The sequence below is a fragment of the Nocardiopsis sp. CA-288880 genome (genome assembly GCF_050955985.1).
Lineage (GTDB): Bacteria > Actinomycetota > Actinomycetes > Streptosporangiales > Streptosporangiaceae > Nocardiopsis > Nocardiopsis tropica.
Genome location: NZ_CP192105.1, coordinates 62,167 through 87,490 on the forward strand (window position 1 = coordinate 62,167; position 25,324 = coordinate 87,490).

Sequence of the window (25,324 nt, forward strand, 5' to 3'; positions counted from 1 at the left end):
GGAACACCTGATAAAGTAAAGACACAACAAAGCGGAAACGCAGACGCCTTCCACGGAAGAGCAGACAGCCGAAAAGGCTGGCGCTTGTACGGGAAGAGCGGTTGTTTCTTGAGAACTCAACAGCGCGTGTTTGATTTTCTTTAAGCCATGTTTGTTTTGGCCCCGTCACCCGAACAGTGGTTCGGTGTGAAGGGTTCCTTTGATTAATCGGGGCAACCCGGTTGGTCAGGATTACTTCTAGGTTTATCCGCCCCAGGCCGACCCCTGGTCGCCGGGACGGATGGTATGACCTTTATGGAGAGTTTGATCCTGGCTCAGGACGAACGCTGGCGGCGTGCTTAACACATGCAAGTCGAGCGGTAAGGCCCTTCGGGGTACACGAGCGGCGAACGGGTGAGTAACACGTGAGCAACCTGCCCCTGACTCTGGGATAAGCGGTGGAAACGCCGTCTAATACCGGATACGACACACCGCCTCATGGCGGTGCGTGGAAAGTTTTTCGGTCAGGGATGGGCTCGCGGCCTATCAGCTTGTTGGTGGGGTAACGGCCTACCAAGGCGATTACGGGTAGCCGGCCTGAGAGGGCGACCGGCCACACTGGGACTGAGACACGGCCCAGACTCCTGCGGGAGGCAGCAGTGGGGAATATTGCGCAATGGGCGAAAGCCTGACGCAGCGACGCCGCGTGGGGGATGACGGCCTTCGGGTTGTAAACCTCTTTTACCACCAACGCAGGCTCCCAGTTCTCTGGGGGTTGACGGTAGGTGGGGAATAAGGACCGGCTAACTACGTGCCAGCAGCCGCGGTAATACGTAGGGTCCGAGCGTTGTCCGGAATTATTGGGCGTAAAGAGCTCGTAGGCGGCGTGTCGCGTCTGCTGTGAAAGACCGGGGCTTAACTCCGGTTCTGCAGTGGATACGGGCATGCTAGAGGTAGGTAGGGGAGACTGGAATTCCTGGTGTAGCGGTGAAATGCGCAGATATCAGGAGGAACACCGGTGGCGAAGGCGGGTCTCTGGGCCTTACCTGACGCTGAGGAGCGAAAGCATGGGGAGCGAACAGGATTAGATACCCTGGTAGTCCATGCCGTAAACGTTGGGCGCTAGGTGTGGGGACTTTCCACGGTTTCCGCGCCGCAGCTAACGCATTAAGCGCCCCGCCTGGGGAGTACGGCCGCAAGGCTAAAACTCAAAGGAATTGACGGGGGCCCGCACAAGCGGCGGAGCATGTTGCTTAATTCGACGCAACGCGAAGAACCTTACCAAGGTTTGACATCGCCCGTGGACCTGTAGAGATACAGGGTCATTTAGTTGGTGGGTGACAGGTGGTGCATGGCTGTCGTCAGCTCGTGTCGTGAGATGTTGGGTTAAGTCCCGCAACGAGCGCAACCCCTATTCTATGTTGCCAGCACGTTATGGTGGGGACTCATAGGAGACTGCCGGGGTCAACTCGGAGGAAGGTGGGGACGACGTCAAGTCATCATGCCCCTTATGTCTTGGGCTGCAAACATGCTACAATGGCCGGTACAATGGGCGTGCGAGACCGCAAGGTGGAGCGAATCCCTAAAAGCCGGTCTCAGTTCGGATTGGGGTCTGCAACTCGACCCCATGAAGGTGGAGTCGCTAGTAATCGCGGATCAGCAACGCCGCGGTGAATACGTTCCCGGGCCTTGTACACACCGCCCGTCACGTCATGAAAGTCGGCAACACCCGAAACTTGTGGCCTAACCCTTCGGGGAGGGAATGAGTGAAGGTGGGGCTGGCGATTGGGACGAAGTCGTAACAAGGTAGCCGTACCGGAAGGTGCGGCTGGATCACCTCCTTTCTAAGGAGTCTTTGAAGATCAGCCTCTTCCTATGGCTGGTCGGACTCGTAAGTGGACCCGTTCGGGCCGGTCTTCGGATCGCCTGTTTTCGGGAGTGGCTTTAGAGAATCAAGCTTTGCCTCCGGCGACTAGAAGCGTCGGGGGGCGCGCTGTTGGGTGTCTGAGGAAGCAACCTCGACCATCTGGCTCTCCCTTGCGGGGGGCGGGTGGTCGGTTTGTTTCCCGCGGACCGCCCCGAGGAACTCTTCTTCGTTGCGGGTGGGTGCACGTGAGTGTGCCGGCCGGTGGTGGGGGATGTGGTGCGAGGGTGTGCGGTTGGTGTTTTGACTTGTGAATAGTGTGCGCGAGCATCTTGTTATCTGTAGTGGCCAAGTGATAGTGGCACACGGTGGATGCCTTGGCATCAGGCGCCGATGAAGGACGTGGGAGGCCGCGATAGGCCACGGGGAGCTGTCAACCGAGCTTTGATCCGTGGGTGTCCGAATGGGGAAACCTAGCCCGAGTTGTGTCGGGTTGCCGCTACCTGAATGTATAGGGTAGTTGGTGGTGACGCGGGGAAGTGAAACATCTCAGTACCCGTAGGAAGAGTAAACAACAGTGATTCCCCTAGTAGTGGTGAGCGAACGGGGAAGAGGCTAAACCGTGCGCGTGTGATAGACGGCAGTCGTTGCGTGTGCGGGGTTGTGGGATGCATCTTTCCAGGTCTGCCGATCTGGAGCGCTGAGTGATTCTTTTAGCTGAATCCGTTGGGAAGCGGAACCGTAGTGGGTGAGAGTCCCGTAGGTGAAGGAAGAGTCTAGGCGTTGGTGTTCTCCCGAGTAGCGCGGAGCCCGTGAAAGTCCGTGTGAATCTGGCAGGACCACCTGCTAAGCCAAAATACGTCCTGATGACCGATAGTGCACTAGTACCGTGAGGGAAAGGTGAAAAGTGCCCCGGTGAGGGGTCGTGAAATAGTACCTGAAACCGTGTGCTGTCAAGCCGTCAGAGCTGGAGCTTGTCTTTGGTGATGGCGTGCCTTTTGAAGAATGAGCCTGCGAGTCATGGTGTGTGGCGAGGTTAACCCGGGTGGGGTAGCCGTAGGGAAACCGAGTCTGAATAGGGCGTTTGAGTCGCATGCTGTGGACCCGAAGCGGAGTGATCTACCCATGTCCAGGGTGAAGCGGGGGTAAGACCTCGTGGAGGCCCGAACCCACCAGGGTTGAAAACCTGGGGGATGAGGTGTGGGTAGGGGTGAAAGGCCAATCAAACTCCGTGATAGCTGGTTCTCCCCGAAATGCATTTAGGTGCAGCGTCGCGTGTTTCTTGCTGGAGGTAGAGCTACTGTTTGGCTGATGGGCCCTACAAGGTTACTGACGTCAGACAAACTCCGAATGCCGGTTAAGTGAAGCGCGGCAGTGAGACTGCGGGGGATAAGCTTCGTAGTCGAGAGGGAAACAGCCCAGATCATCAGCTAAGGCCCCTAAGCGTGTGCTAAGTGGGAAAGGTTGTGGAGTTGCTGAGACAACCAGGAGGTTGGCTTAGAAGCAGCCATCCTTTAAAGAGTGCGTAATAGCTCACTGGTCAAGTGGTTCTGCGCCGATAATGTAGCGGGGCTTAAGCACACCGCCGAAGCTGTGGATGCCAACCTTGTGTTGGTGTGGTAGGGGAGCGTCGTGCATCCGGTGAAGCTGCCGAGTGATCGTGTGGTGGAGGGTGTGCGAGTGAGAATGCAGGCATGAGTAGCGAAAGCAACGTGAGAAACGTTGCCGCCGATTGACTAAGGGTTCCTGGGGCAGGTTAATCCGCCCAGGGTGAGTCTGGACCTAAGGCGAGGCCGACAGGCGTAGTCGATGGATAACGGGTTGATATTCCCGTACCCGTGCACGAGCGCCCAGTATCGAATCAGGTGATGCTAACCACGCCGGCTCCTTATGGGACCTTCGGGTTCTGTTTGTGGCTGGTCTGGGATCCGAGCTTGTAGTAGGTAAGTGATGGGGTGACGCAGGAGGGTAGCTCTACCCGGCGGTGGTTGTCCGGGGGTAAGCGTGTAGGCTGGGGGGTTGGCAAATCCGCCTCCCGTGAAGGCTGAGACGTGATGCCGAGCCGTTTTCGGTGAAGTGAGTGATCCCATGCTGTCGAGAAAAGCCTCTAGCGAGTTCGTGTGTGGCCAGTACCCTAAACCGACGCAGGTGGTCAGGTAGAGAATACCGAGGCGTTCGGGTGAACCATGGTTAAGGAACTCGGCAAATTGTCCCCGTAACTTCGGGAGAAGGGGAGCCCTGTCTGGTGATGGCCTTTGCGGTCTGAGCTGGGTGGGGTCGCAGATAGCGGGGGGAAGCGACTGTTTATTAAAAACACAGGTCCGTGCGAAGTCGTAAGACGCTGTATACGGACTGACGCCTGCCCGGTGCTGGAACGTTAAGAGGACCGGTTAGTGGGAGTTCGCTCCTGCGAAGCTGGGAATCTAAGCGCCAGTAAACGGCGGTGGTAACTATAACCATCCTAAGGTAGCGAAATTCCTTGTCGGGTAAGTTCCGACCTGCACGAATGGCGTAACGACTTCCCCACTGTCTCAACCATGGGCCCGGTGAAATTGCACTACGAGTAAAGATGCTCGTTTCGCGCAGCAGGACGGAAAGACCCCGGGACCTTCACTATAGCTTGACATTGGTGTTTGGGATGGTTTGTGTAGGATAGGTGGGAGCCGGTGAAGCTGTCACGCTAGTGGCGGTGGAGGCGTTGGTGAAATACCACTCTGACTGTTTCGGGCATCTAACCTTGGACCGTGATCCGGTTCGGGGACAGTGTCTGGTGGGTAGTTTAACTGGGGCGGTTGCCTCCCAAAGAGTAACGGAGGCGCCCAAAGGTTCCCTCAGCCTGGTTGGTAATCAGGTGTTGAGTGTAAGTGCACAAGGGAGCTTGACTGTGAGACGGACGTGTCGAGCAGGAGCGAAAGCTGGGACTAGTGATCCGGCACCGGCGTGTGGAAGCGGTGTCGCTCAACGGCTAAAAGGTACCCCGGGGATAACAGGCTGATCTTCCCCAAGAGTCCATATCGACGGGATGGTTTGGCACCTCGATGTCGGCTCGTCGCATCCTGGGGCTGGAGTTGGTCCCAAGGGTTGGGCTGTTCGCCCATTAAAGCGGCACGCGAGCTGGGTTTAGAACGTCGTGAGACAGTTCGGTCCCTATCCGCTGTGCGCGTTGGAGACTTGAGAAGGGCTGTCCCTAGTACGAGAGGACCGGGACGGACGAACCTCTGGTGTGCCAGTTGTCCTGCCAAGGGCATGGCTGGTTGGCTACGTTCGGGAGGGATAACCGCTGAAAGCATCTAAGCGGGAAGCTTGCTTCGAGATGAGGTCTCCTGCCTCCTTTGAGAGGGTAAGGCTCCCTGTAGACGACGGGGTTGATAGGCCGGGTGTGGAAGCCCTGTGAGGGGTGGAGCTGACCGGTACTAATAGGCCGAGGGCTTGTCCGCTGCAGATAATTGGATGTTCGCGCACACTTGTTCACACGGTTTTCCGCTGTGGGATTCTCCTCGCTATGTGGGTTGTGGTGGGTTGAGGGTTTTGTGGTGGTGTTGGTTTCCGTGGTGGTTATTGCTGGAGGGTCACACCCGGTCTCTTTCCGAACCCGGTCGTTAAGTCTCCTTGCGCTGATGGTACTGCCCTGTGGTGGGGTGGGAGAGTAGGTCGCTGCCACGGTTTTTTGTGGGGAGGGGGTCGCCTTGTGGGCGGCCCCCTCTTTTTTTGTGCCCAGGTTTGTGCGTTTGTGAATCGGGTGGTGTGCGGGGTGGTGGGGGGTGGGTTGGTCCCCCTGTTTCCAGGAAAGCGGAGTGGGGGTGTTCCGCGCCAGGGGAGGATGCCGCCTGTGGACGAGCTGCCGCCGGCGGACGCCACGACCCCGCGGACGCTCACGGCCTCCAGGAGACGGGTGGGGGCTTTCCGTGCGAGTCGCCGGGGCCGCACACCCGACGACCCCGCCCGTGCCCCTCGGGCGGACGAGGGCCTTCGGAGGACGGACGTGCCACCGGTCCTCCTCCGCGTCCCGCGGGAGGCCCCGGAGCGGTGTCGGGCCGACCTCCGTCGGCGCCGGGGTACCGCGTGGGTGACCGTGCCCGCCGTGCTCGGGATCTCGGCGCGGGCACCACAGGAAGCACCTCATCCCCGGACCCGACCGTGGGCACCGGGAGGAGGCGCCCGTCGCAGCGGGACCGGATGCGCCAGGGGGCGCGGTCCCGCACGGACAGCGCCTGGGTGGGGCGCTCGGAAGTACGCGGGGGAGGCGGCCGGAATTCGGGAGCCGCTTTTTCTCAGTCCTCGTCGGCTTCGGGGGAGTCGATGAGCTGCCGCAGCAGCGCAACGAAGTCTTCTTCGCTCATCGCCGACCAGTCCACGTGCTCGTTCATGCTCTGCGGTTTTCCCAGCCTGCGGACCAATAAGCCTGCGTTGGCCGAATTGCTTTGAGAAGTCTGGGTTAACACCGCGTTGGCGCAGGTGGAGGAACCGTGGACAAACGGGGGTGAGCCCCTCGCGGGCCTTTTCCGGGTTCCTCCCCCGCCACGTCTCAGACGCGCTGCTGGAGGGCGCTCCGGCACTCGGGACAGCGGCACCGCTTGTTGTACCCGGTGACGGTGCCGTGCGGCAGGGAGGGGTCCCGCTGCTCGGTGAGCGTGAAGTCGAGCTGGTCGCCGAAGGCCGTGAGGACCCGCGCGGTCGAGAAGACCTGCTTCGGGGTGATGCCCAGTTCGGTCGCCGCTTCGTCGATGTGCCTCCCCATGCGGAGTTTCGCGATGAGACGGGACCGCGTACTCGGCGGCATCTGGGCCTCCGCGTTCGCGATCAGCTGCTCGGCGTCGTCAATGGGGTAGCTCATGGGTTTCCTCTATGTGTGCGGGTACGCCTGCCGCAGCAGGCACCTCAAGCATCGTACGCGGTTTCGTCCCGCTGGTATCGGGGTGAGACATAGGTGACAGGCGATGCCGAACCCCGTCTCCGTCCGGGTCGCCCTCCAGCGGTCTCCCGTTCCTTCGCGCCGGTGTTCTCCTCGGCTGCCTCCGTCGGTCCGTGTTGGTCGACCCTGAGTGGTCCATGTTGTCACTGTGACTGAGGTGAAGGACAAAACCTGGAGTGTTCGATGGTGAACATGAGCCTTCCAGTCCCTCATCCTGGCTACTTATTGTGACAAAAGGCAGGTTTGCCGCCCATGAGAGTGGGAGGAGTGAGCCCGTAATACATCGAATCTGCTGCTCTTTTCTAGAAACGCATTGCTAGATGCTAGGCGCCGTGTTTCGCTGGTGTCCTACCATCTTCGCTCTGCGTCATTGGATGAGCCTCATGACCAGCCCCACGGTTCGTCGTCGGCGACTGTCCGCCGAACTCCGCCGCCGCCGAGTCCAGGCCGGCCTGACCCTCAGCGATGTCGCAGAGGAGCTGGAGTGGTCCCCGGCCAAGCTCGGACACATCGAGACGGGTATCCGCAAGTGGCCCTCCGTCATGGAGATCGCTGCCCTCCTCCGCCTGTACGGGGTGACGGGAGGCCAGCGCGAGGCCATCCTGACCCTGGTCCGGGAGTCCCGGCTCCGCCCCTGGTGGACCGAGTACGAGGACGTCCTCTCCTCCGCCTACGTCGGCAACGAGGCGGGGGCCGTGTCCGTCCAGACGTACGCGGGCATCCTCGTCCCCGACCTCCTCCAGGTCCCCGACTACACCGCCTCGGTGGCCCGTGCCCTGGGGCACGGGGACCGGGGGGCCGACCGCATGGTCGCGGCCTACCTCAAGCGCCAGGAGGTCCTCGACCACGGCGGGCTCGAGCGCTACCACGCCGTCGTCGAGGAGGACGCCCTCCACAGGATCGGTTCCGACCTGGAGCTGTTGCGGGCGCAGACCTCCCGGATCGTCGAGTTGGCGACCGGGTCCGACCGGGTGACGGTGCAGCTGCTGCCGACCTCGGCCGGGCCCCACCGCGGGGTGGCGGGCCCCTTCTCCGTCCTGGAGTTCGACGAGGACGAGTCGGCGCTCGCCTACGTCGACGCGACCCAGGGAGGGTCGATCGTGGAGTCGGACGAATCCGTCCGCGCCTGCAAGCAGGTATGGTCCGAACTCACCGGCACAGCGGCGTCTCCGCAGGCCACCATCGGGATCCTGCGGAGGATGGCGCTGCTGACCTGACCCTGTCGGAGCCCCGGCAGGGGGTTCGACGCCAGAAGTTGGTGCGAATCGGTCCACCGTGGCAGGGACCGCCCCCGATGGCTTGCTAGTCTGCTAGGTGACAACCTCATAAAGTTCTCCACGGAGCCCCCGTCCCCTGACGGGAGCCCGTGTGCACGCACCGGATCAACGAAAGGGTCCAGACAGTGAAGAAGATCATCGTTCTGGCGCTGGTGGCCCTCGGGGCTTTCGCCGTCTACCGCAAGATCCAGGCGGACCGCGCCGAGCTCGACCTGTGGACCGAGGCCACGGCGGCCAGCGAGAGCTGACCACCGGGCTGCCCGGCAGCCGCGAGCGGCCGGGTGGGCGCCATCGGGCGAACCGGGGGTGGGCGCGGCGCGCGCCGTCCCGGATCCCGCTCATCAGTGACACGAAGACGTGGGTGGGCCGACAATCCTGTGGCGCGACCCACGGCTTTGTGCTGTCACGGGTCCTCCCCGGCGACCGCATGATCGCAGACGCCTGCGAGGACGGTATGCTCTGCATAGCGGCCCGGGCCTGAGCCCGGGTTCCGCGGGGCCATAGCTCAGCTGGCAGAGCGCCGGTTTTGCATACCGGAGGTCAGGGGTTCGACTCCCCTTGGCTCCACAGCGAACAACAGCAGGTCAGACGTAGTAGGCGGGGACTCTCAACGGGGGTCCCCGTTTCGTGTTTCCGGGGTCTGGACCGGATTTAGACCGGACGGGCACGGGCAGCATGGGTCATGCCACCTGTGCGAGGGCGGCGGCACGCTTCGCCGCCATGCGGTCGGCCACCTCGTCGAGGCGGTCGGGGAACAGGTGCCCGTAGTGGTCGAGCGTCATCGTCGCGGTCTTGTGACCGAGCATCGTCTGAACGACCTTTACGTCCGCGCCCGACGCGATGGCAAGGGACGCCGCGGTGTGCCGCAGCTTGTGCGCCGTGATGCCGAGGTCGGCAAGGGACGCGGCAACCACGGCAGGGTCGAACACCCGGCGCCGGAAGTTGTCGTACCGGAGCATGCCGCCCTGGGGCGCGGTGAACACCCAGTCGGCCGGCGCCTTGCCGTCGACCGCCTCGCGTAGCTCCTCGACGAGGAACGGAGGCACGGGCACCGACCGCTGCTCGTGCGTCTTCGGGGTGTCCACGTATACCTCGCCGCCGTCCTTGCCGAACGCCTCGACGACGCGGATCCGGCGCCGGTCCAGGTCGACGTTGCGCACCCGCACCGCGGCCGCCTCGCCGTAACGCAGACCCGTGTAGGCGAGCACCAGGAGGAAGGTCCGGAACTCCCCCGCCGCCGCGGCAAGGTCCTCAACCTGTCGATGGTCGAGGTAGACGTGCTCGGAGGCGGGCAGTCGAGGGAGCTTGACGTCCGTCGCCACGTTCACGGCGACCCTCGACGACGCCACGGCCGAGTCGAGGATCATCGACAGCACGCCGTAGATCTTCCGCACCGACGACGCGCTGAGCTTGTCACCGCGGACCCCGGGGGAGTCCACGAGGCCGGCAACCCAGGACACCACGTCGTCGCGCCGGATGTCCGCCACGGCCACGTCTCCCCAGTGGGGGAGGACGTACAGGTCGAGGTGGTCCCGGTATCCCGACTTCGTCGACCGCTTCAAGTCGTGCTGCGCGGCGAACCACGCTTCGGCGACCTCACGTAGCTTCTTGCGTCCCTCCCTGGGGTCCCGGTACGTGCCCGCAGCCAACTGGCTTTCGAGCTCGGTCCGCCGGGCCTGCGCCTGGGGCTCCTTCTGGAAGGTCTCGGCGCGCTCCTTGCCACGCAGGTCGTAGTAGCGCACCTTCCATCGGCCGGGCGGGGTGCGCTTCGCCTTCCGAGCCGCTGCCACCCGGCCGCGGTAGTCCTCCCGGGTCGACATGTCGTCGATCCACACTCGGGTCATGTCTCGTTCTCCGGGTCGTCGTAGTCGAGGGGGCGGAAGCGAGGCTTGTCGAGGTCCGCGACGGTGAGCGTGTTCGCTCGCAGCCACCAGGGACGCACGGCCTGGTCGAACTGCTCGGCTTGTTCGCGCGAGGCTCGACCGGGTAGTGGCTTGTGCCCGTCGACCCACTGCCAAGCCCGTGCCGCGGGGACTTCCCCGTGCCCCGTGATCTCGACGGGGCGGTCGCGGTCGACCTCGACCGGGAGCATGAGGGCGCTGGGGTTGACGTCCAGGACCACGGCCAGGGCGACAAGCTCGTCAACGGTCAGGCGCCGCTGCCCCTTCTCCACCTTCGTGATTGCCGAAGCCTTGATCGGCACCCCAACGTCAGTGAGCCGTTGGGCCAGTTGCTCAGTTGTGACCCCCTGCTGCCCCCGGATCACCGCCACGTTCTGTCCGATCTGCTGACCGGTGGGGCCGATGCTGCTGTAGGTACGTCCGCTGTTCTCTGCCATACAGACAGGATGCTGCCTCAGTTGACGAGGAGCAACCGATGGGGTCATACTTCCTCCCAGGTCTTGAAGTTCTTCATAGTATGGAGACTTCTAATCAGGAAGTCAAAGTTTTGATAGGGGGAAGTGATGGTGGCTGGACCGATACTGAACACCCGCCAACTCGCGGAGCGCTGGGGGTGCGGTGAACAGACACTGGTCAACCAGCGTTATCGAGGGGCCGGGCCCCGTTGGATCAAGCTCGGCCGACTCGTGCGTTACCGCCTCGCTGACATCGAGGCATACGAGGAGTCCCAGGCCCAGGGCGGCGCGGCCGCATGAGCACCAACGCAAACGACCCCCGGCCGGGCCTGGCCGAGGGTCGTGGAGTGGAACTCACCACTGAACTTGCTGAGTCCATCGTAGCCGACCCGGCCGTGCGCCTACGGGCCGCGCTCTACTACGCCGCGCGCGGCTGGCCGGTTTTTCCGTGTGAGCCGGACGGCAAGGCACCTCTCGGCGCCCTCGTGCGGCACGGCGTCAAGGACGCCACCACCGACCCGGCCCGGATCACCGCGTGGTGGTCGCGCCGCCCCGACGCGAACGTGGCCATCGCCACCGGCGCCCCGGCCGTCGACGTGATCGACGTCGACAACAAGCCGGACGGCGACGGCTTCGCCGCGTTCAACCGCCTCGTGCGCGCCGGAATGCTGGCCGGAACCCTCGCCCTCGTGCGCACCCCGTCCGGTGGCATCCACGCCTACCGCACCGGCACCGACCAGGGATGCGGACGGCTCGGTAACCACTTCATCGACTTCAAGGCCCGGGGCGGCTACGTCATCGCCCCACCCTCGACCGTGCAAGGACGCCCCTACGTGCTCACCGAACAACGCCCCACCGGTACCCCGGTGGACTGGGCGCGCATCAAGCGCATCCTCGACCCACCCAAGCCGCCGCGCGCACCCGCACCGAGCGCCGGCCGTACCCCGCGTGGCGTCGGCGCCTTGGTCGACTGGCTGTCCGGTCAGCGGGAGGGCAACCGCAACAACGCCCTGTTCTGGGCCGCGTGCCGCGCGGTGGAGTCCGGCGCAGCAGGGGCCGACCTCGACCAGCTCCTTGCCGCCGCTGTCGGCATCGGTCTGCCCGAGCCCGCCGCACGGGCCACGATCATGTCGGCCCTGCGCCGCAAGGAGGTGAGCGCGTGACCACCGCTGTTGAGTACACCCTGGGCGACCTCGACCAGGGCGACTCCCTGTCCGGCCTCCTGGACGAGGTACACCAGGCGTTCACCCGCTACGTGGTGCTGCCCACCGCCGAGGCCGTCGACGCTCTCGCGCTGTGGTGCGCGGCAACGCACGCCCAGGCCGCCGCCGACCACGCCCCGCGCCTGGTGATCAAGGCCCCGGAGAAGCGGTGCGGCAAGTCGCGGTGCCTGGACATCGTGGAGGCGTTGAGCTTCAAGCCCATCGTGGCCGTCAACGCCACCCCGGCCGCGATCTTCCGCAGCATCGAGGCCGAGGAACCGCCGACGCTCATCTTCGACGAAGCCGACACGATCTTCCCGGCCAAGGGCGGCAAGGTCGCCGAACAGAACGAGGAGTTGCGCGGGTTGCTCAACGCCGGACACCAGCGGGGCCGCCCGGCCCGGCGCGTGGTCGGCAAGGGCACCGAGCAGACCGTCGCGGAGTTCCCCACGTTCGCCATGGCGGCGCTGGCAGGGATCGGGTCCATGCCCGACACGATCGAGGACCGGGCCGTGGTCATCACGATGCGCCGCCGCGCCCCCGGCGAGCACGTGGCCAAGTTCCGGTACCGGCGCGACCAGCTCCCGTTGCACGCCCTACGCGAGCGCCTGGGCGACGTCATCGCGACCCACCTCGACGCCTTGGGCGACGCCGAGCCGGACATGCCGGTGGAGGACAGGGCCGCGGACACCTGGGAACCACTCATCGCGCTCGCCGACGCGGCCGGCGGAACCTGGCCGGAACGCGCCCGGCAGGCGGCGAAGACCCTCACGAGCGCCCAGGACGCGGACGGAACCACCTCTGTCGGAGTGCGGCTGCTCACCGACTGCCGGGCCGTGTTCGCGGACATGGGCCACCCGACCGCCGTCAAGTCGGCCGCCCTTGTGGAGGGGTTGAAGAGGATCAGTGAGGCGCCCTGGGCCGAGTGGGGCCGGGACGGACTCACCGCGCGCAAGCTCGCCGACCTGCTCGCCGAGTACGACATCAGGTCGAGCAACATCGACTTCGCGCCGGGCCGCACCGACCGCGCCAAGGGCTACCTCCGACTGAAGTTCTCCGACGCCTGGGCGCGCTACTGCGCACCCGAACAGGCTGACACGGACCCGAACGGCGGTGGTGACCCGTACCAGCCGTACCAAGGTCATCAGTCCAGCTCAGGCCAGGTACGGCAGAACGGGGTGGCACGCAACGATCCGTACCAGGAAAACAGCCGTACCACGCTGACCAGCACAAACGATGTTGGTACGGCTGGTACGGCACAGGGCGAAGAACCCACCACGATCACCTGCCGGACCCCCGGCTGCGACACCCGCGTGGCCCTGGATCTGTACCCCAACGGCCACTGCTTCCCCCACCAACCGCTCACCGCATGACCCCCGGGGCGCCCGCACCCGGCGGGCGCCCGCCCAGGAAGGAACCCACCATGAGCTACCTGCACCGCCTCGACGGCGCCAACCTCACCCACACGTTCACCCCCGGCCCCACCCCGGCCCCGCCCGCCGGACTCGCCGCCGCCCTGGACACCGTCCCCGGCTGGGGCACCGCCTGGCAGGGCCGCAAGGACATCGTCGACCGGCTCCGCACCCTGCCCGGCGCGGACATCGACGCCCAGGTCGTCGACCTCACCCGGGAGCACGCCGCGGAGCTGGTCGCCGCAGTCCTGGACCGGCGCCCCCTGCCCGCCCCCATCGGCGACCGCATCACCGCCCTGCGCCGGGAGGCCGAGGCCACCGAGGCCGAGCGCGAGGCCCTGCGCCTGGCCGCGGCCGACCTCCTCGTCAAGCTCGCCGACATCCTCCGCGCCTCCACCGACACCGTCATGGCCCACCTCGACACCCGGCTCGGCGAGATCATCGCCCAGGCCCGCAAGCTCAACATCTCCCCGGCCGACCTCCCCGCCGGCGCTGCTGCCCTGCGCGTGGGCGACGAACAGCGCGCCGCCCTGCTCCGGCTGGAGGACCTGGCCGAGGACCTGTCGGAGGTGCGCAGCGCCCAGCTCGCCGCCCTCGAGGGCCGCAAGCAGCTGGACGCCTCCCACTGCTTCGCCGACGTCCACGAGCTGCTGCCCTGGGGAGAAGACGCCCCGTGGCCCGGCGACCTGACCCGCCCCGACGCCGCCCACCTGGCCTGGATCGCCACCACGCCCGGCGTGCGCGCCTGGGTGCCCACCACCGTGCAGGCCCAGGAGACCGCCGACCGGCTCAAGGCCGCGCACGAGCGGGCCGAGTACGACTACCTGCGCCGCCAGCGCAGCGAGCGGGGGGCGCTGGGCATCATGCAGACCCAGCGCCTGGACCAGCTGGAGCGCATCGTGAAGAACACCCCGGCCGAGGACATGAGCCCCAGCCAGAACCACCGGCCCCGCCCCGAGGTGGCCGCCGCCCAGGCCCGGCGCGGACGGGCCGCCCGCGCCGAGGCGTACCGCCACCCGGCCCGTTCCTGACAGCCCCGCCAGCACCCGGGGGTGCCGAACCGGCACCCCCGGCCACCTGAGAGAGGACCCCGCCATGAGTACAACGGACGCCGGACGACGCCGCTACCGCCGCGAACACCCCCGGGTCACGAACGACCCCGGCCGCTATGCCGACCTGAGCGACACCGCGGTGAACAGGGGCAGGCTGCGCCACGCGGCGCGCACAGGCAACGAGGCCGCGCGCGAACTGCTCGCCAAGTGGGAGAACGAAGCGCGCGCAGACGAGGCGCCGAACGTCGGGTTCGGTTCGGTGGCCGACGGCAACGACGCCGCCTGAGCGCAGCGGACTGGCAGGAGACGACGGTGAACGGCGCGCGAGGGAAGACGAGAGCGGGTACCCCGCGCTCTCGCGCGCCGTTCACCGCACGACCAGGCGGTGCGCGCCGCACAGACCCCAGGGGAGTGCCCCCGGGGGCCGGGACACCAGCTGACCGCCTTGTCATAGCCGGGGCCAGTGGACGCGACCTGAAAAGCCCCTATGGCAACTCTCTGACCTGCGGTTTTCCGGGGCCGGAATCCGGCCTTGCGCCCGGTCGGCGCACCTTCCGCGCCCCGGTTCTACAAAGCCGCAGGTCAGCGACCTACATTCGTAACAGGCAGAGGTGAGCAGCATGGAAGAGAAGATCCCCGACCCGCCCCCGGGCACGGGCCCGGCGGGGTGCAAGCTGTGGCTGTCGGTCGTGACCGACTTCGGACTCGACCCGCATGAAGAGCTGTTGCTGATCCAGGCGGTACGGTGCGCCGACCGCCTCGACCAGATGGCCGATGCCCTCGACGGGGCCCCGCTGACGGTGGCCAACCGGCACGGCGACCAGGTCCCGCACCCGCTGTTGGTGGAGTCGCGCCAGCAGTCCCAGCTCCTCGCGAAGCTCCTCGCCTCACTCCGTCTGCCCAGCGGTGAAGAGGATGCCCGCCCGCAGCGGCGGGGCGCGGCCCGTGGCTCCTACGGCGTCCGGGTTGCCTCGTGAGGCGTCGGAACCGCCCGGCGGCCGTCGACGTCCCGGAGTGGGTGAGGTACTGCGTGGTGGAGCACTGGGACCCCGAGGGGGACGTGGTCCGGGCGCTGCTGACGTGGTTGGCCGCGTGCGATGCCTGGGAAGTGCGGACGGGCGTCCCCGTGTGGCCCGCCTGGGAGGGCCCGGGGCGCGCGTTCGGGCCCCGCCCGGCCGCCCAGGTGCCCGGCGTCGAACCGCCCCCGCCCGGCGTGGTCAGCGAGGCGCAGCAGTTGCGCGCGAGTCGGCGCGGCCGCACGACGCCAGACCCCGGCTGATGGGCCCCGCCTGTCGGGAGACGCCGGCGCCCCGCCTCTCCGAGTAGGAGGGGCGGGGCGCCGGCGTTCGCTGTCTACATGAGGCCGGCGCGCCGAGCCAGGATGTGGACGGTGGCGACGCCGACGGCGAGCAGGGCCAGGATGGCCCAGACCCACCAGGCGGTGCCCTGGGAAAGGGTGCCGATGGCGGCGGTGATCAGGGCGAGGGCGAGGGTCGCGTAGGCGATCCGGACGGCGGTCTTCGTGCTCATGGTCTGCCTTCCTGTTCGGGGGTGGTGTGTGCGATCCTGAGAGGAGGGGCGGACCCGGGGTATCTCTCTTACCCCGGGCCCTCCCGTTAGCGCTTGTTACGGCGCTTGCGGTGGCGACCGATCGCGTGTCGTCCCTTGCCCACCTTCGGATTGTCCTGGATGTAGCGGACGATCGCGAGTGTGAGTCCGGCGACTGCGATGATCAGCGTGATCACCTGAAAGATGCTCACTTTCTCACCTCCTCTCTATTCTCTTGTGTCTTCATTGTATATGCGCCTAGACAAGAATGTCAACCCGCCTGGACAAAAAAAGTTCAGACGCCTAGACTCAGTGGCATGGACATCCCCGAAACCCTTGCCCAGCTGCGCAAACTCCCCGAGCTCGCCAGCGAGGAGGCCGACCCGCTCGCCCGCGCCAAGCTCATCGGCGAGATCCTCGCCGGTCTCGGCGAGGTGGAAGCGGCCCTGAAGGAGGTGCGGCAGCCTGCCGTCGCCGACCTCCGCGCCCAGGGCCACACCGTCCGCGCGCTTGCCGCCGAGCTGGGCCTCAGCCCCGCCCGGATCGACCAGATCTCCAAGGGCAAGCGGGCATGACGAAACGCCCCCGCCCCTCCCGTGTGGGAGGAGCGGGGGCGCGGTCTGTGTCCGGCGTCAGTTCACGTGCGCCTCGTGCCACCACCCGTTGCCCGTTCCGAGCCCGTCGAGTTCCACGGCGACGATGGCGGCGAGTCGCTCGCGGAGCGACTCGCTGTCGGCCATGGCGTGCTCGGACCGGCAGGACCGGCGCTCGTCTGCTGTCATGCGGATGCGCACCCGTAGGTGGAATTCCTCTGTCACGTGCCTCCCGTGTCTTGACGGTATCCGTGCGTAGTGACAATCGCCCAGCAAGCGGGGCGGCTACAAGGGACGCTCCTGTAGGAGCGCCTGTACCTCGGCCTCACGGAACCGGCGGTGCCCGCCCGGGGTCATGAGGCTGCTGATCCGCCCGGCGAGCGCCCACCTGGTGACCGTCTTGGGGTCCACCCGGAACAGGCGGGCGACCTCGGCGGGGGTGAGCAGGGGGCCGGGGTCGGGTATCGGGGCGGTCGTCACTGGTTCTCCCCCTGCTCGTCCTGCCATCCCATGTAGTCGCCCTGCCGGTCGACGGCGTCCTGTTCATCGTCGGTGAGCGGTGCATCGTCAGGATCGGGGCCGTGGCTGCTCACGGTGTTCTCCTCGTGGTGCGGGGACGGTCGGCGCGGTGCGGGCGCGCCTGCGGGGAAGGGGACCGCCGGTGGTGGCGGTCGCGGGGTCGCGGGTGGTGCGCGGCGCGGTGAGCCGGGCGAACTCGGCGAGGGTCACGGCGTGCCCGTTCGGGTCTGTTGTCCCCACGTGCCCGGGTTGATCATCCGTGCTTCGAGGGCGTCGGCGCTCTCTTCCATGAGAGTCGGCTCGACCCCGACGACCAGGGCACTGGCCATCCAGTACCGGGGGGTCCGCCACACCTTCCAGCGCCCGACGTGTTCGGCGCGCAGCCGGTCGAGTTCGTGCGCCTCCAGGGCGTCGAGGAGTTCGGGCGTGGTCGGCGCGGACACGACTGCCTCCCCGCGGGTGGCCCGCCAGTGGCCGTGTGCGGCGCCATCGCGGTCGCGGCTGATCTCCCACGCGGGGTGGTCGGCCGCGATGATCTCGATAGCGGACGCGCGGGTACGGAGGGGCGCCCGGTCGTCCGCGCGCTGGTCGGTCATCATCGCTCACCTCGGAGGTTGGGGTGAGGACGACGCTAAGCGCGCACGCGGGCAACAGAGGGCACAGAATGTGCCCCCTTGGCATCACACGGTCAACAGTCCCAAGCGGTCCGCCAACTCCGAGGCGCGCTGCTGCCTGCGCCCGTCCCGCTCATCCAACTCTTCCAGGACGATCCGCCGCGCATACCCGTTGAAGCGGATCGTTTCGGGTGCCGCCTCGTGGGCGGCTTCCAGCACCGCCAACGCCGCTTCGGGCTGGGCGTCGAGGTAGTAGGCGCGCGCCTGTTCGATCTCGTGCCGCGCGCGGCGCGGACGCGACGGAATCCGTGCCGACACGGCACGAGCGGCTTGCCGCACCGACTCGCCACCGGCACGCAGCTCCACGGCGATGGTGACGGCGTGCGCGCCCATGACCGCCTGGGAGAACGAGGTGACCGGATGGTAGTAGCCGCTCGGGAGCCGGGCGGCAACCTCGTTCGCCGCGTCCCACCGCGCCCACGCCGCGCCGGTCTCGCCCCGGCGTGCCGCCGTATACCCGTCCTCGAACAGCATCGCGCCCCGGATCGCCGCGACGCTGACGACGTCGGTGTCGGCACACCGGTCGAGGAGTTCCAGGGTGCGTGACGTCACCACATCGGCCGCGTCCCAATCTCCGGCGTCGCGGTGCGCCTGGGCCATCAACCACGAGGCGACGCCGATGGCGTGCACGTCGCCTGAGTCGTGGGCGGCAACCATGCCGCGCTCCGCGACGCGCCACAAGAGGTCTTGAGCGGGTTGGTAGGCGATGAAGAACTGAGAGAGCGCGTACACCTCGGCAAGGATCGCCTGGGCCGCTCGCCGGGTGGCGCGGTCGTCGGACTGGTGAGCGGCAAGCTGCGCGTCCTCGATCAACGCCGGCAAGAGCTGGCCCAGCACTTCCCGATGATGGGGCGAGGAGTGACGCGCCGACCATGCCTGGTCGAGGCGGGCCCGCAGGTGCATGACTGGCGGGGCCTCCCGCGGGGACAGGGAGGGAAGCGCGTTGATAGCGGCGCGGACCTGGGACAGCCGCGGGTGCCCTGGACCGGTGAACAGGCTGATGGGCATGGACTGGTCGCCGGTGAGCTGGGAGAGGTCCCGCACCCGCAACGCCTCTGCCAGCCGCAGGAGCATTGCCAGCTTCGGCGTCTGGAGACGGCCGGTCTCCACCGCCTTCACCCACGACGCGGACTTGCCCACGAGACCGGCGAGGATGTCCCGGGTCATGCCGCGCCGGGTGCGCTGGATCTTCAGCCGCTGTCCGAAGGTGAGTGCCGCGTCTGCAGGGTCGGGGGTAGGCTGTGACATATCGGGCCTCGTCTTCTCTGGGTTGGTCGCACTTCTCAGAGTAGGGCGGGGCCTTTCCAGTGTCAGGGGTTGCCGGCCACCGCAGCACGACGAAGCGGACCGCCCCGGCAAGGGACGGCCCGCTCTCAGCCCAGGATCACCCCTGCTGGCACTCCCGGATGCGGGTACGACCCCACGACGCCGACCGGCCGAACCGCGCGGCAAGCTCCCTGCCGGTGAGCGGCACACCCTCGTCGAGTGCGGCACGGTACGCCTGCCGCGCCGCGGCACGGTCGTCTCCGTGCTCCTGGCCGTGATCCTCCCCGTCCTCGTCGAGGGACGCCGTCACCACGTCGCGCCCACCCCGGGCGGCAACCGTCGGCACGAGCGCGGCACGCTCCGGCCGCCCCGCGCCCTCGTCCGTGCCGCGCGGCACGCCCTGGGCGCCGTCGCGGGCACCCGGCCCGGCGAGCGCCAGCGACGCCACCAGGAGGAGTCCGTCGACCGACAGCGGCAGCAGGTGCGCGACCAGGTCCGACTCCCCGTAGGAGAGCAGCAGGTCCCGCATGTGCCCGTAGGACACCACCGCGGCAACCCCGGCGACCACCGCCGTACCAACCCACCGCAGGGCGACGATCCACCACGGCCCCGCGGTGCGGGCGCGGGCGACCAGTTCGGCGACCAACAGGAGGGCGACGGGCGCCCATCCGGACGCGATGACCCGGCCGGCCTCGACCGTGCCGCCCCCGTCGAGGGCGTGCAGGACGTTCGCGCCGATGGACACCACGGCCCCCGTCACGAACGCCAACCAGGCGATGCCGTCCCCGCGCGTCACTGGGTCACCGCCTGGGCGACGTCGCCGCGGGTGATCTCGGCGGCGACAGCCTCGCGCAGCTCGCCCGGGAGAAGGTCGGTTTCGCGCACCACTCGGGCGCGCTCCCGCGTGGGCATCTGGGATCGGAAGGCGAGCAGGATGTAGGTCCGCCCGTCGTGCTTCAGCGGCCGGGCAGCCGCCGAGTAGGAGGCGGGTAGGTCGACGTCCACGAGAAGGACGCCGGGCGTCGGGTAGAAGACCGACGCGGGCGCGGAGTCGGTAACGTGGTTCATGGCTTGGGCCTTCTGGGAGGCCCGGCCGCCGCGCCCGACCAGGTCTAGCCACCTGGCCGGGCGCCCCGTTGCTAGACCGGATTTAGACCGGATGGCTACGGGAGGCCGGGGTATCTAGCGGGATTCACAGTGACCTGTTTTTCGAGGTCAGGGTTGATTCGCTGCTATTCGCCCAGGTGGCAAAGCCGCCGGAATGAGATTTGCATACCGGAGGTCAGGGGTTCGACTCCCCTTGGCTCCACAGCGAGAACGCACAGACCAGACGTTGTGACGGGGACTCCTTACGGGGGTCCCCGTTTCGCGTTTCCGGGGGCCGGCACACATTCGGTACAGGCGGGCCGGGAGCCGGCCGCTCCGTCTCCTCCTGGGCGGTTCCGGCCGCCGTCCTCCGGCCCCTGCTCCGCTGCTCCCCTGCGCCCGCCGGACCGGCCGACCAGCAGCCGGAACCGTTGCCCGGTGTTCGCCCTATGAGTGCTATACGGAGAAAAACCCGAATGGGGACGTGTGCCCGTATTCAATGGGACCTGGGGCTTGAAAGTAGGAATTGTGTTCGGTTACCAATGAGTAGCGCAAAGTTCGGCCGTCCGTGGTGTGAAAAGGGGGACCCTGGTGTTGCGGCTCGTGTGCGGCCCCGGAGTGCCTATAGTCCGTTCGGGTGAGAAGGATGACGGAGAGTCCACTTCGGCCGTGCGCGTCCGGGTGGGGCCAGTCGCTCATGGGATGGCATGAAGTCGCAGGTCATAGGGCTTGTCGGTGAATGGTCTGCCCATGACCTTTCATTCCGGTTACGTGGACCCGCCCGTACCACATGCGGTGACTCTGCGTGTGTGTATGATGACACTCCCTCTCAGTGCAATGGTCCTACTGGGCCATATGAGAAATAGGCCTCTTGGGGTCTGTTGGTGAACTGGGACGATCCGTAGTTTCGACACCAGCGACAACGAGGAAGACACCGCGCCGAAACGATCGACCGCCGAAGACGGCCCGTACGGCCCCCCGTACGTGCTCCGGCCCCGTCATCGGATCGGTCCGCTTCTCCTCACCGCCGACGGTCGCGCCGGTCGGCGGATTTCCGATCACCACACATGCTGATCTTGGGAGTGGGGCAACATGTGGAATGAGAAGATGGCAGCCCGTGCCAAATGCCGGGAGATCGATCCTGACGCCCTGTTCGTACAGGGTGCGGCGCAGAACCGCGCCAAGCTGATCTGCCGGGGATGCCCGGTGCGTACCCAGTGCCTGGCGGAGGCGCTGGACAGCCGTATCGAGTTCGGTGTCTGGGGAGGCATGACCGAACGCGAGCGCCGCGCCCTCCTGCGTCGCCGCAAGGACGTGGTCAACTGGTACGAGTTGCTGACCAGTGCCGAACGCCGCTACGAGGCGGAGCAGGCCCGGCAGGACGACCTCCGTTCGGGGGCCGTCGCGCCGGTCGGCACCGCCGCGGAGACCCCCGCTGCGGAGGCCGAGACCGTCCCCGTGGCCGTTCCGGTCCACGTGGCGGAGGCGGCTCCGGTCCCGGTCGTGGTGCGGGCCTGATCCGCGGCACGGGCCGCTGAGCCGGACCGGCCTCCGGGGAAGGGGCGTCCCCGGACCCGGTCGGGCAGACGAAAGTCGTGGTCCGCCTCCACCCCAGGGGGGAGAGCAGGATCAGGGGAGGATCAGGGACGGCCCCGATGGCGGTGGCCGAGTCTGTGACGCATGATGGTGGGAGTACGGCTGAACTGGGCCGTGCTCCCGTCGTCGTTGGGAGTGGGAGTGGCTGTGCAGGACCCTCAGTATCCGGCGAGACGCCCCTGGGAACCGCAGGCCCAGCCGCAGATTCGCCTCACCGACGCGCAACGCGACTCCGTCATCCGGGTGTTGCAGGAGGCCTTCAGCCAGGGCCAGCTCGACGAGGAGGAACTCGACGAGCGGACCGGCAAGGCCATGAAGGCCAAGTTCGGCGCCGACCTGGCCCCTCTGACCGAGGACCTCGGGGTGACGCCGCAGGGCTCCCCCGCCGGATCGGGGGCGTCCCCGTTCGGCTCGACCGGTCCGGGCGGCGGGCAGAAGCCCGGGCCCAAGGAGCCCCTGCCCAGCTCCCCCGCCGAACGCGTGGGGGCCGCGGCCGCCCACGGCGGGAACTACCTCTTCCCCGTCGTGGCGCCCCTGGTGATGTTCCTGGCCAGCGACAAGACCTCGCCGTACGTCCGGCGCCAGGCCCTGGAGTCACTCAACTTCCAGCTCTTCTGCCTCGTCGGAGGCATCACGAGCTTGCTGCTCGTCTGGCTGGCCCTGCCGATCGTCCTGGTCGTCGCCATCGCCCTGGGCTGGCTCGTCCTGCCGGCCATCGCGTCCGTCGCGAGCCTCACCGGCAGGAACTGGCGCTACCCGACGCCCTACCGCTTCCTCAAGGACGACTGAGCCGACACGCGTCTCCGTCCCTGACACGACGGAGCCGGGGCGGGAGGACCCGCCCCGGCCGGAGGGGATGAAACCGCCGCGTCGGCGGGGGCGGGCCGCCCTCGCCGCCGGACGCGGTGGTCCGTCTGTCGTCGTGTCGTCGTCCTGCCGGGCACCCGTCAGTCGGCCTCTACCGGCCGGGGCGCCCGTTCTCCTTGGCGCGGTTGTCGCCCGAGGCGGCGCGGACGGTCTCCTTGGCCTTGCCCTTGGCGGCCTTGGCGGTCTCCGTGGCCTTGTCGGCCGCGTCGGAGGCCTTCTCCTCCAGGTTCTCGCGGGTCTCGCGGACCTGGTCGCGGGCCTGGTCCAGGTGCTCCTGCCACTCCGCGTCCTGCGACGCCTGCCGCAGGCGGATCAGCGAGTACACGACCACGCCGCCGACCACGGCGGCGCCGCCGATCAGGAGCCCGCGGGGGATCCGGCGGCCTCCGCGGCTCAGCAGCCGCAGTCCTCTGCGACCCGGGTTCGGGTCGACGCGTTGCGCCGCGGCGCTGAGGAGCCCGGCCACACGGGGCGCCACGGTGTCCTCCACGCGCAGCGCGGCGGTCTCCAGCCGGGGGGCGGTCCAGCCACGCGCCTGGAGGAGCTTCAGGGAAGCCTGGTCCCGTGCCTGGTCGGCATACGGGCCGAGCCGGTCGGCCTGCTCCTTGGCAAGGTCCTGCAGACGGGCGAGGGTCGCCTCGGCCTCCTTGCGACGCTTGGCAGTGTTAGGCACGTCGTCAGCTCCTTCGATCGTTCACCGGTTCCTACGGTCCCCACCCGGCGTGGCCGACGCGTCGAGCCACGATGGGCGGCTCCTCGTCGTCCTTCCCCGTTATCCGGGTGTTATCTCAACATACGTCCTCTCCGTCGGCGATCGGAGTTTCGACACCAACGGACGGGTTCTTCTCCGTCCCGTCCTTCCCACGTATCGCCGTCCCTCACACCACACCGGCATGCTCCGTCCCACACCGCCCGGCTCCGGGGCGGTCCGCCGGGTTTCGGACGAGCCCGGGAACCGGACGGGTAACGTGAGCACGTAAACGAAGTCGACCGAAAGGCACGTAGGTGTCGGACTCCAACGGTCAGCCCACTGCGCGGCTGAACACCTCCAAGGGAACCATCGTCGTCAAGCTGTTCGAGGAGGAGGCGCCGGAGACGGTCGCCAACTTCATCGGCCTGGCTGAGGGCACCAAGCAGTGGATGGACCCGACCACGGGCAAGCCCTCCAACAGCAGCCTGTACGAGGGCACGATCTTCCACCGTGTCATCGACGGCTTCATGATCCAGGGCGGGGACCCGCTCGGTACCGGCCGCGGCGGCCCCGGCTACACCTTCAAGGACGAGATCCACCCGAAGCTGCGCTTCGACCGTCCGTTCCTGCTGGCCATGGCCAACGCCGGCCCCGGCACCAACGGCTCGCAGTTCTTCGTCACCGTGGAGAAGCCGTACTGGCTCGACGGCCGCCACACCATCTTCGGTGAGGTCGTCGAGGGGGACGGCGTGGTCACCGAGATCTCCAAGGTGGAGACCGACTCCCAGGACCGTCCCCGCGAGGACGTGGTGATCAACAGCATCGAGATCACCCGCTAGCCGACCGATGAGCAGGCCAGGACACCGAGGAGTGAGAGACAGACCATGACCGCGCCCCCGCCTCCGTCCGGTGCGGCACCGGAACCGGGGCCGACGGCCCCGCGCACCTGTTACCGGCACCCCGACAGGGAGACCGGGGTCAGCTGCACCAGGTGCGAACGGCCCATCTGCCCGGACTGCATGGTGGAGGCGTCGGTGGGCTTCCAGTGCCCCCGGTGCGTCGCGGAGGGGAACCGGGGCGTGCGCCGGACCCGGACGCCCTTCGGGGGCCGGACCGTCGCCAAGCCCTACGTGACCTGGACGCTCCTGGGCCTGATGGCGGCCGGGTTCATCGCCCAGCTGGGCACGTCCGACCCCATCGGTCAGGCGGGCTACTCCGGGCTGGTCCGGGAGTTCGCCATGCTCGGCTTCGGCCGGTGGGAGGACGGGACGCTCCGCGGTGTGATGACGGGCGAGTGGTACCGGCTGATCACCGCGGCGTTCCTGCACGGCAGCATCTTCCACCTGCTGTTCAACGGGTACGCCCTGTACGTCCTCGGGACGCAGCTGGAACGCTGGCTGGGCCACGGGCGGTTCCTCGCCCTGTGGGTGGTCGGCGCGCTCTCCGGTTCGGTGCTGAGCCTCCTGGCGGCGCCCACACAGCTGTCCGTCGGCGCCTCCGGCGCGATCTTCGCCCTCTTCGGCGCGGTGCTCGTGATCGGCAAGAGGCTCGGCCTGGACCTGCGGATGGTGCTCGTGCTGATGGGGGTCAACCTCGTGTTGACCTTCGTGGTCCCGAACATCTCCTGGACCGCGCACATCGGAGGACTGGTGGCCGGGCTCGCCGTCGGCGCCGTGTTCGCCTACCTGCCGGGCCGGCAGGCCAAGGCGTCGTCCCGGACGCTGACGCACGCCCTCCTGGTCGCCGCGCTCGTCGCCCTGCTCGCGGTCCTGGTGGCCGCTGCGCCGGTGATCGTCCTCGGCTGAGGGCCGTCGCCTCGTCGGCCCCGGGGGTTCTCCTCCGGGGCCGACGTCGTTCCGTGGGTCCACCCCGGTGCGGGCATGACGAACAGAGCTACCCACAGCCTGTGGATAACCCTGTGGAAAACATGAATATGGGCTGTTCAGGCCCTATAAGGGGCGCGGCTCGCACGACCGTTGACGGCTGCGTTCCGCGCACGTCCGAGACACCGCTCGCCCCGGGGGCGTCGGGTCGGTCGGGCGTTCGCTCGGCGGGGGTCAGTGCCAGCGCGTGGAGAGGACGACGGCCACGATGATCCCGCTGAAGCCGATCAGCAGGTTCCAGTTCTGCCAGTCCTGCATGTACGGGACGTGGTCGCCCGCGATGTAGTAGACCGCGATCCAGAGAATGCCGAGGGCGAAGAAGCCCAGCATCGTCGGCACGAGCCAACGCGGGCTGACCTTCGGCTTCTCTTTGGAAGGAGGCGGAGTGTAGACAGCCTTCTTCTTGCGATCGTTGCGGGACTTGGGCACGGTCGCTGCTCCAGTACGGTGGGGCGGTTCGGAACGAGAACACAGTCTACGCCCAGGGGGGAGCCCCCGTCACCGGTGGGACGCCGGGGATCCGGGGCGCGGCCGCCGGCGCCGGAAC

General features: G+C 67.4%; 26 protein-coding genes, 1 tRNA gene, 3 rRNA genes and 1 pseudogene. 18 read left to right on the forward strand and 13 right to left on the reverse strand.

Annotation, left to right across the window (positions count from 1 at the left end; genetic code table 11):
* Nucleotides 1-291 precede the first annotated feature (291 nt).
* The 3 genes from ACQPYD_RS00265 to rrf all read left to right on the forward strand — a co-directional run bounded on the left by ACQPYD_RS00265 (nt 292) and on the right by rrf (nt 5,506).
* Nucleotides 292-1,823, forward strand: a 16S ribosomal RNA gene (locus ACQPYD_RS00265).
* 365 nt (nt 1,824-2,188) lie between these two features.
* Nucleotides 2,189-5,281: ribosomal RNA gene (locus tag ACQPYD_RS00270) — 23S ribosomal RNA — on the forward strand.
* 109 nt (nt 5,282-5,390) lie between these two features.
* A 5S ribosomal RNA gene (gene rrf / locus ACQPYD_RS00275) occupies nt 5,391-5,506 on the forward strand.
* The 16S, 23S and 5S rRNA genes sit together here, the layout of an rRNA operon.
* A gap of 862 nt (nt 5,507-6,368) precedes the next feature.
* On the opposite strand, the gene ACQPYD_RS00280 is transcribed toward rrf, so the two are convergent.
* Entirely contained in the window at nt 6,369-6,677 is a 309-nt protein-coding gene (locus tag ACQPYD_RS00280) for a hypothetical protein (RefSeq protein ID WP_267947404.1), read from the reverse strand.
* Nucleotides 6,678-7,207: 530 nt separating this feature from the next.
* On the opposite strand from ACQPYD_RS00280, the gene ACQPYD_RS00285 reads away from it, so the two are divergent.
* The 3 genes from ACQPYD_RS00285 (at nt 7,208) to ACQPYD_RS00295 (ending at nt 8,599) form a co-directional block, all read left to right on the forward strand.
* Entirely contained in the window at nt 7,208-7,972 is a 765-nt protein-coding gene (locus ACQPYD_RS00285; protein WP_433701904.1) for a helix-turn-helix domain-containing protein, read from the forward strand.
* A gap of 185 nt (nt 7,973-8,157) precedes the next feature.
* Complete coding sequence (locus tag ACQPYD_RS00290) at nt 8,158-8,280, forward strand: DLW-39 family protein (protein ID WP_014912962.1); 123 nt, start codon at nt 8,158-8,160, stop codon at nt 8,278-8,280.
* 246 nt (nt 8,281-8,526) lie between these two features.
* Nucleotides 8,527-8,599 (forward strand) — tRNA-Ala (locus ACQPYD_RS00295).
* 113 nt (nt 8,600-8,712) lie between these two features.
* On the opposite strand, the gene ACQPYD_RS00300 is transcribed toward ACQPYD_RS00295, so the two are convergent.
* Nucleotides 8,713-9,876 (reverse strand): tyrosine-type recombinase/integrase, encoded by a 1,164-nt coding sequence (locus tag ACQPYD_RS00300; protein ID WP_433699267.1) that lies wholly within the window; start codon nt 9,874-9,876, stop codon nt 8,713-8,715.
* A complete protein-coding gene (locus ACQPYD_RS00305; RefSeq protein WP_433699268.1) occupies nt 9,873-10,370 on the reverse strand; it encodes a helix-turn-helix domain-containing protein in 498 nt (165 codons plus the stop codon). Before ACQPYD_RS00305 ends, ACQPYD_RS00300 begins: the two co-directional genes overlap by 4 nt.
* A 129-nt stretch (nt 10,371-10,499) precedes the next feature.
* On the opposite strand from ACQPYD_RS00305, the gene ACQPYD_RS00310 reads away from it, so the two are divergent.
* From ACQPYD_RS00310 to ACQPYD_RS00340, 7 genes are all read left to right on the forward strand, one after another.
* Nucleotides 10,500-10,688 (forward strand): helix-turn-helix transcriptional regulator, encoded by a 189-nt coding sequence (locus ACQPYD_RS00310; RefSeq protein WP_433699269.1) that lies wholly within the window; start codon nt 10,500-10,502, stop codon nt 10,686-10,688.
* Nucleotides 10,685-11,551 (forward strand): bifunctional DNA primase/polymerase, encoded by an 867-nt coding sequence (locus ACQPYD_RS00315; RefSeq protein WP_433699270.1) that lies wholly within the window; start codon nt 10,685-10,687, stop codon nt 11,549-11,551. Before ACQPYD_RS00310 ends, ACQPYD_RS00315 begins: the two co-directional genes overlap by 4 nt.
* Entirely contained in the window at nt 11,548-12,963 is a 1,416-nt protein-coding gene (locus tag ACQPYD_RS00320) for a DUF3631 domain-containing protein (protein ID WP_433699271.1), read from the forward strand. The genes ACQPYD_RS00315 and ACQPYD_RS00320 overlap by 4 nt, the downstream gene beginning before the upstream one ends.
* Nucleotides 12,964-13,013: 50 nt before the next feature.
* Nucleotides 13,014-14,033 carry a hypothetical protein gene (locus ACQPYD_RS00325; protein ID WP_433699272.1) on the forward strand — a complete coding sequence of 340 codons (1,020 nt, stop codon included), beginning with the start codon at nt 13,014-13,016 and terminating at the stop codon, nt 14,031-14,033.
* Nucleotides 14,034-14,097: 64 nt separating this feature from the next.
* A complete protein-coding gene (locus tag ACQPYD_RS00330; protein WP_433699273.1) occupies nt 14,098-14,340 on the forward strand; it encodes a hypothetical protein in 243 nt (80 codons plus the stop codon).
* Nucleotides 14,341-14,674: 334 nt separating this feature from the next.
* Nucleotides 14,675-15,031 (forward strand): hypothetical protein, encoded by a 357-nt coding sequence (locus ACQPYD_RS00335; RefSeq protein WP_433699274.1) that lies wholly within the window; start codon nt 14,675-14,677, stop codon nt 15,029-15,031.
* Complete coding sequence (locus ACQPYD_RS00340) at nt 15,028-15,333, forward strand: hypothetical protein (RefSeq protein ID WP_330157302.1); 306 nt, start codon at nt 15,028-15,030, stop codon at nt 15,331-15,333. The genes ACQPYD_RS00335 and ACQPYD_RS00340 overlap by 4 nt, the downstream gene beginning before the upstream one ends.
* Before the next feature lie 74 nt (nt 15,334-15,407).
* Here the strand turns inward: ACQPYD_RS00340 and ACQPYD_RS00345 are convergent, their stop codons facing one another.
* Nucleotides 15,408-15,584 carry a hypothetical protein gene (locus tag ACQPYD_RS00345; RefSeq protein WP_433699275.1) on the reverse strand — a complete coding sequence of 59 codons (177 nt, stop codon included), beginning with the start codon at nt 15,582-15,584 and terminating at the stop codon, nt 15,408-15,410.
* Between the two features lie 86 nt (nt 15,585-15,670).
* Nucleotides 15,671-15,814, reverse strand: coding sequence for a hypothetical protein (locus tag ACQPYD_RS00350; RefSeq protein WP_433699276.1), 144 nt, complete (start codon nt 15,812-15,814; stop codon nt 15,671-15,673).
* Between the two features lie 105 nt (nt 15,815-15,919).
* On the opposite strand from ACQPYD_RS00350, the gene ACQPYD_RS00355 reads away from it, so the two are divergent.
* Nucleotides 15,920-16,177, forward strand: coding sequence for a hypothetical protein (locus ACQPYD_RS00355; protein WP_433699277.1), 258 nt, complete (start codon nt 15,920-15,922; stop codon nt 16,175-16,177).
* A gap of 57 nt (nt 16,178-16,234) precedes the next feature.
* Here ACQPYD_RS00355 and ACQPYD_RS00360 read toward each other — a convergent pair whose 3' ends face one another.
* The 6 genes from ACQPYD_RS00360 to ACQPYD_RS00385 all read right to left on the reverse strand — a co-directional run bounded on the left by ACQPYD_RS00360 (nt 16,235) and on the right by ACQPYD_RS00385 (nt 19,722).
* Nucleotides 16,235-16,420 carry a hypothetical protein gene (locus ACQPYD_RS00360; protein WP_433699278.1) on the reverse strand — a complete coding sequence of 62 codons (186 nt, stop codon included), beginning with the start codon at nt 16,418-16,420 and terminating at the stop codon, nt 16,235-16,237.
* Between the two features lie 60 nt (nt 16,421-16,480).
* Nucleotides 16,481-16,675: a BldC family transcriptional regulator gene (locus ACQPYD_RS00365; protein ID WP_433699279.1), complete on the reverse strand. Its 195-nt coding sequence runs from the start codon at nt 16,673-16,675 to the stop codon at nt 16,481-16,483.
* 245 nt (nt 16,676-16,920) lie between these two features.
* On the reverse strand, nt 16,921-17,310 hold the full coding sequence (locus ACQPYD_RS00370; RefSeq protein ID WP_433699280.1) for a hypothetical protein: 390 nt from the start codon (nt 17,308-17,310) through the stop codon (nt 16,921-16,923).
* Between the two features lie 84 nt (nt 17,311-17,394).
* The gene (locus tag ACQPYD_RS00375; RefSeq protein WP_433699281.1) at nt 17,395-18,636 is read right to left on the reverse strand and encodes a helix-turn-helix domain-containing protein; all 1,242 of its coding nucleotides are present in this window, start codon (nt 18,634-18,636) and stop codon (nt 17,395-17,397) included.
* 136 nt (nt 18,637-18,772) lie between these two features.
* Nucleotides 18,773-19,450, reverse strand: coding sequence for a DUF2637 domain-containing protein (locus tag ACQPYD_RS00380; protein ID WP_433699282.1), 678 nt, complete (start codon nt 19,448-19,450; stop codon nt 18,773-18,775).
* Nucleotides 19,447-19,722 (reverse strand): hypothetical protein, encoded by a 276-nt coding sequence (locus ACQPYD_RS00385; protein WP_433699283.1) that lies wholly within the window; start codon nt 19,720-19,722, stop codon nt 19,447-19,449. The genes ACQPYD_RS00380 and ACQPYD_RS00385 overlap by 4 nt, the downstream gene beginning before the upstream one ends.
* A 1,110-nt stretch (nt 19,723-20,832) precedes the next feature.
* Between ACQPYD_RS00385 and ACQPYD_RS00390 the strand changes: the two are divergent.
* Together ACQPYD_RS00390 and ACQPYD_RS00395 are read left to right on the forward strand one after the other, a co-directional pair.
* A pseudogene (locus ACQPYD_RS00390) lies at nt 20,833-21,141 on the forward strand (WhiB family transcriptional regulator); the annotation flags it as partial.
* A 342-nt stretch (nt 21,142-21,483) separates the two neighbouring features.
* Nucleotides 21,484-22,125, forward strand: coding sequence for a DUF1707 and DUF4870 domain-containing protein (locus ACQPYD_RS00395; protein WP_433699284.1), 642 nt, complete (start codon nt 21,484-21,486; stop codon nt 22,123-22,125).
* Between the two features lie 169 nt (nt 22,126-22,294).
* Here the strand turns inward: ACQPYD_RS00395 and ACQPYD_RS00400 are convergent, their stop codons facing one another.
* A complete protein-coding gene (locus tag ACQPYD_RS00400; RefSeq protein WP_330157937.1) occupies nt 22,295-22,876 on the reverse strand; it encodes a hypothetical protein in 582 nt (193 codons plus the stop codon).
* 332 nt (nt 22,877-23,208) lie between these two features.
* On the opposite strand from ACQPYD_RS00400, the gene ACQPYD_RS00405 reads away from it, so the two are divergent.
* Together ACQPYD_RS00405 and ACQPYD_RS00410 are read left to right on the forward strand one after the other, a co-directional pair.
* On the forward strand, nt 23,209-23,733 hold the full coding sequence (locus ACQPYD_RS00405) for a peptidylprolyl isomerase (RefSeq protein WP_433699285.1): 525 nt from the start codon (nt 23,209-23,211) through the stop codon (nt 23,731-23,733).
* A 45-nt stretch (nt 23,734-23,778) separates the two neighbouring features.
* On the forward strand, nt 23,779-24,699 hold the full coding sequence (locus ACQPYD_RS00410) for a rhomboid family intramembrane serine protease (protein ID WP_433699286.1): 921 nt from the start codon (nt 23,779-23,781) through the stop codon (nt 24,697-24,699).
* A gap of 252 nt (nt 24,700-24,951) precedes the next feature.
* Here the strand turns inward: ACQPYD_RS00410 and ACQPYD_RS00415 are convergent, their stop codons facing one another.
* Nucleotides 24,952-25,206 (reverse strand): cell division protein CrgA, encoded by a 255-nt coding sequence (locus ACQPYD_RS00415; protein ID WP_330157940.1) that lies wholly within the window; start codon nt 25,204-25,206, stop codon nt 24,952-24,954.
* Nucleotides 25,207-25,324 lie beyond the last annotated feature (118 nt).

What these genes read in the sequence shown, in the direction of transcription:
- ACQPYD_RS00375 (WP_433699281.1), bottom strand. Translation starts at nt 18,636, where the DNA reads ATGTCACAGCCTACCCCCGACCCTGCAGACGCGGCACTCACCTTCGGA.
- ACQPYD_RS00330 (WP_433699273.1), top strand. Translation starts at nt 14,098, where the DNA reads ATGAGTACAACGGACGCCGGACGACGCCGCTACCGCCGCGAACACCCC.
- ACQPYD_RS00385 (WP_433699283.1), bottom strand. Translation starts at nt 19,722, where the DNA reads ATGAACCACGTTACCGACTCCGCGCCCGCGTCGGTCTTCTACCCGACG.
- ACQPYD_RS00280 (WP_267947404.1), bottom strand. Translation starts at nt 6,677, where the DNA reads ATGAGCTACCCCATTGACGACGCCGAGCAGCTGATCGCGAACGCGGAG.
- ACQPYD_RS00370 (WP_433699280.1), bottom strand. Translation starts at nt 17,310, where the DNA reads ATGACCGACCAGCGCGCGGACGACCGGGCGCCCCTCCGTACCCGCGCG.
- ACQPYD_RS00335 (WP_433699274.1), top strand. Translation starts at nt 14,675, where the DNA reads ATGGAAGAGAAGATCCCCGACCCGCCCCCGGGCACGGGCCCGGCGGGG.
- ACQPYD_RS00325 (WP_433699272.1), top strand. Translation starts at nt 13,014, where the DNA reads ATGAGCTACCTGCACCGCCTCGACGGCGCCAACCTCACCCACACGTTC.
- ACQPYD_RS00305 (WP_433699268.1), bottom strand. Translation starts at nt 10,370, where the DNA reads ATGGCAGAGAACAGCGGACGTACCTACAGCAGCATCGGCCCCACCGGT.
- ACQPYD_RS00315 (WP_433699270.1), top strand. Translation starts at nt 10,685, where the DNA reads ATGAGCACCAACGCAAACGACCCCCGGCCGGGCCTGGCCGAGGGTCGT.
- ACQPYD_RS00355 (WP_433699277.1), top strand. Translation starts at nt 15,920, where the DNA reads ATGGACATCCCCGAAACCCTTGCCCAGCTGCGCAAACTCCCCGAGCTC.
- ACQPYD_RS00300 (WP_433699267.1), bottom strand. Translation starts at nt 9,876, where the DNA reads ATGACCCGAGTGTGGATCGACGACATGTCGACCCGGGAGGACTACCGC.
- ACQPYD_RS00410 (WP_433699286.1), top strand. Translation starts at nt 23,779, where the DNA reads ATGACCGCGCCCCCGCCTCCGTCCGGTGCGGCACCGGAACCGGGGCCG.
- ACQPYD_RS00345 (WP_433699275.1), bottom strand. Translation starts at nt 15,584, where the DNA reads ATGAGCACGAAGACCGCCGTCCGGATCGCCTACGCGACCCTCGCCCTC.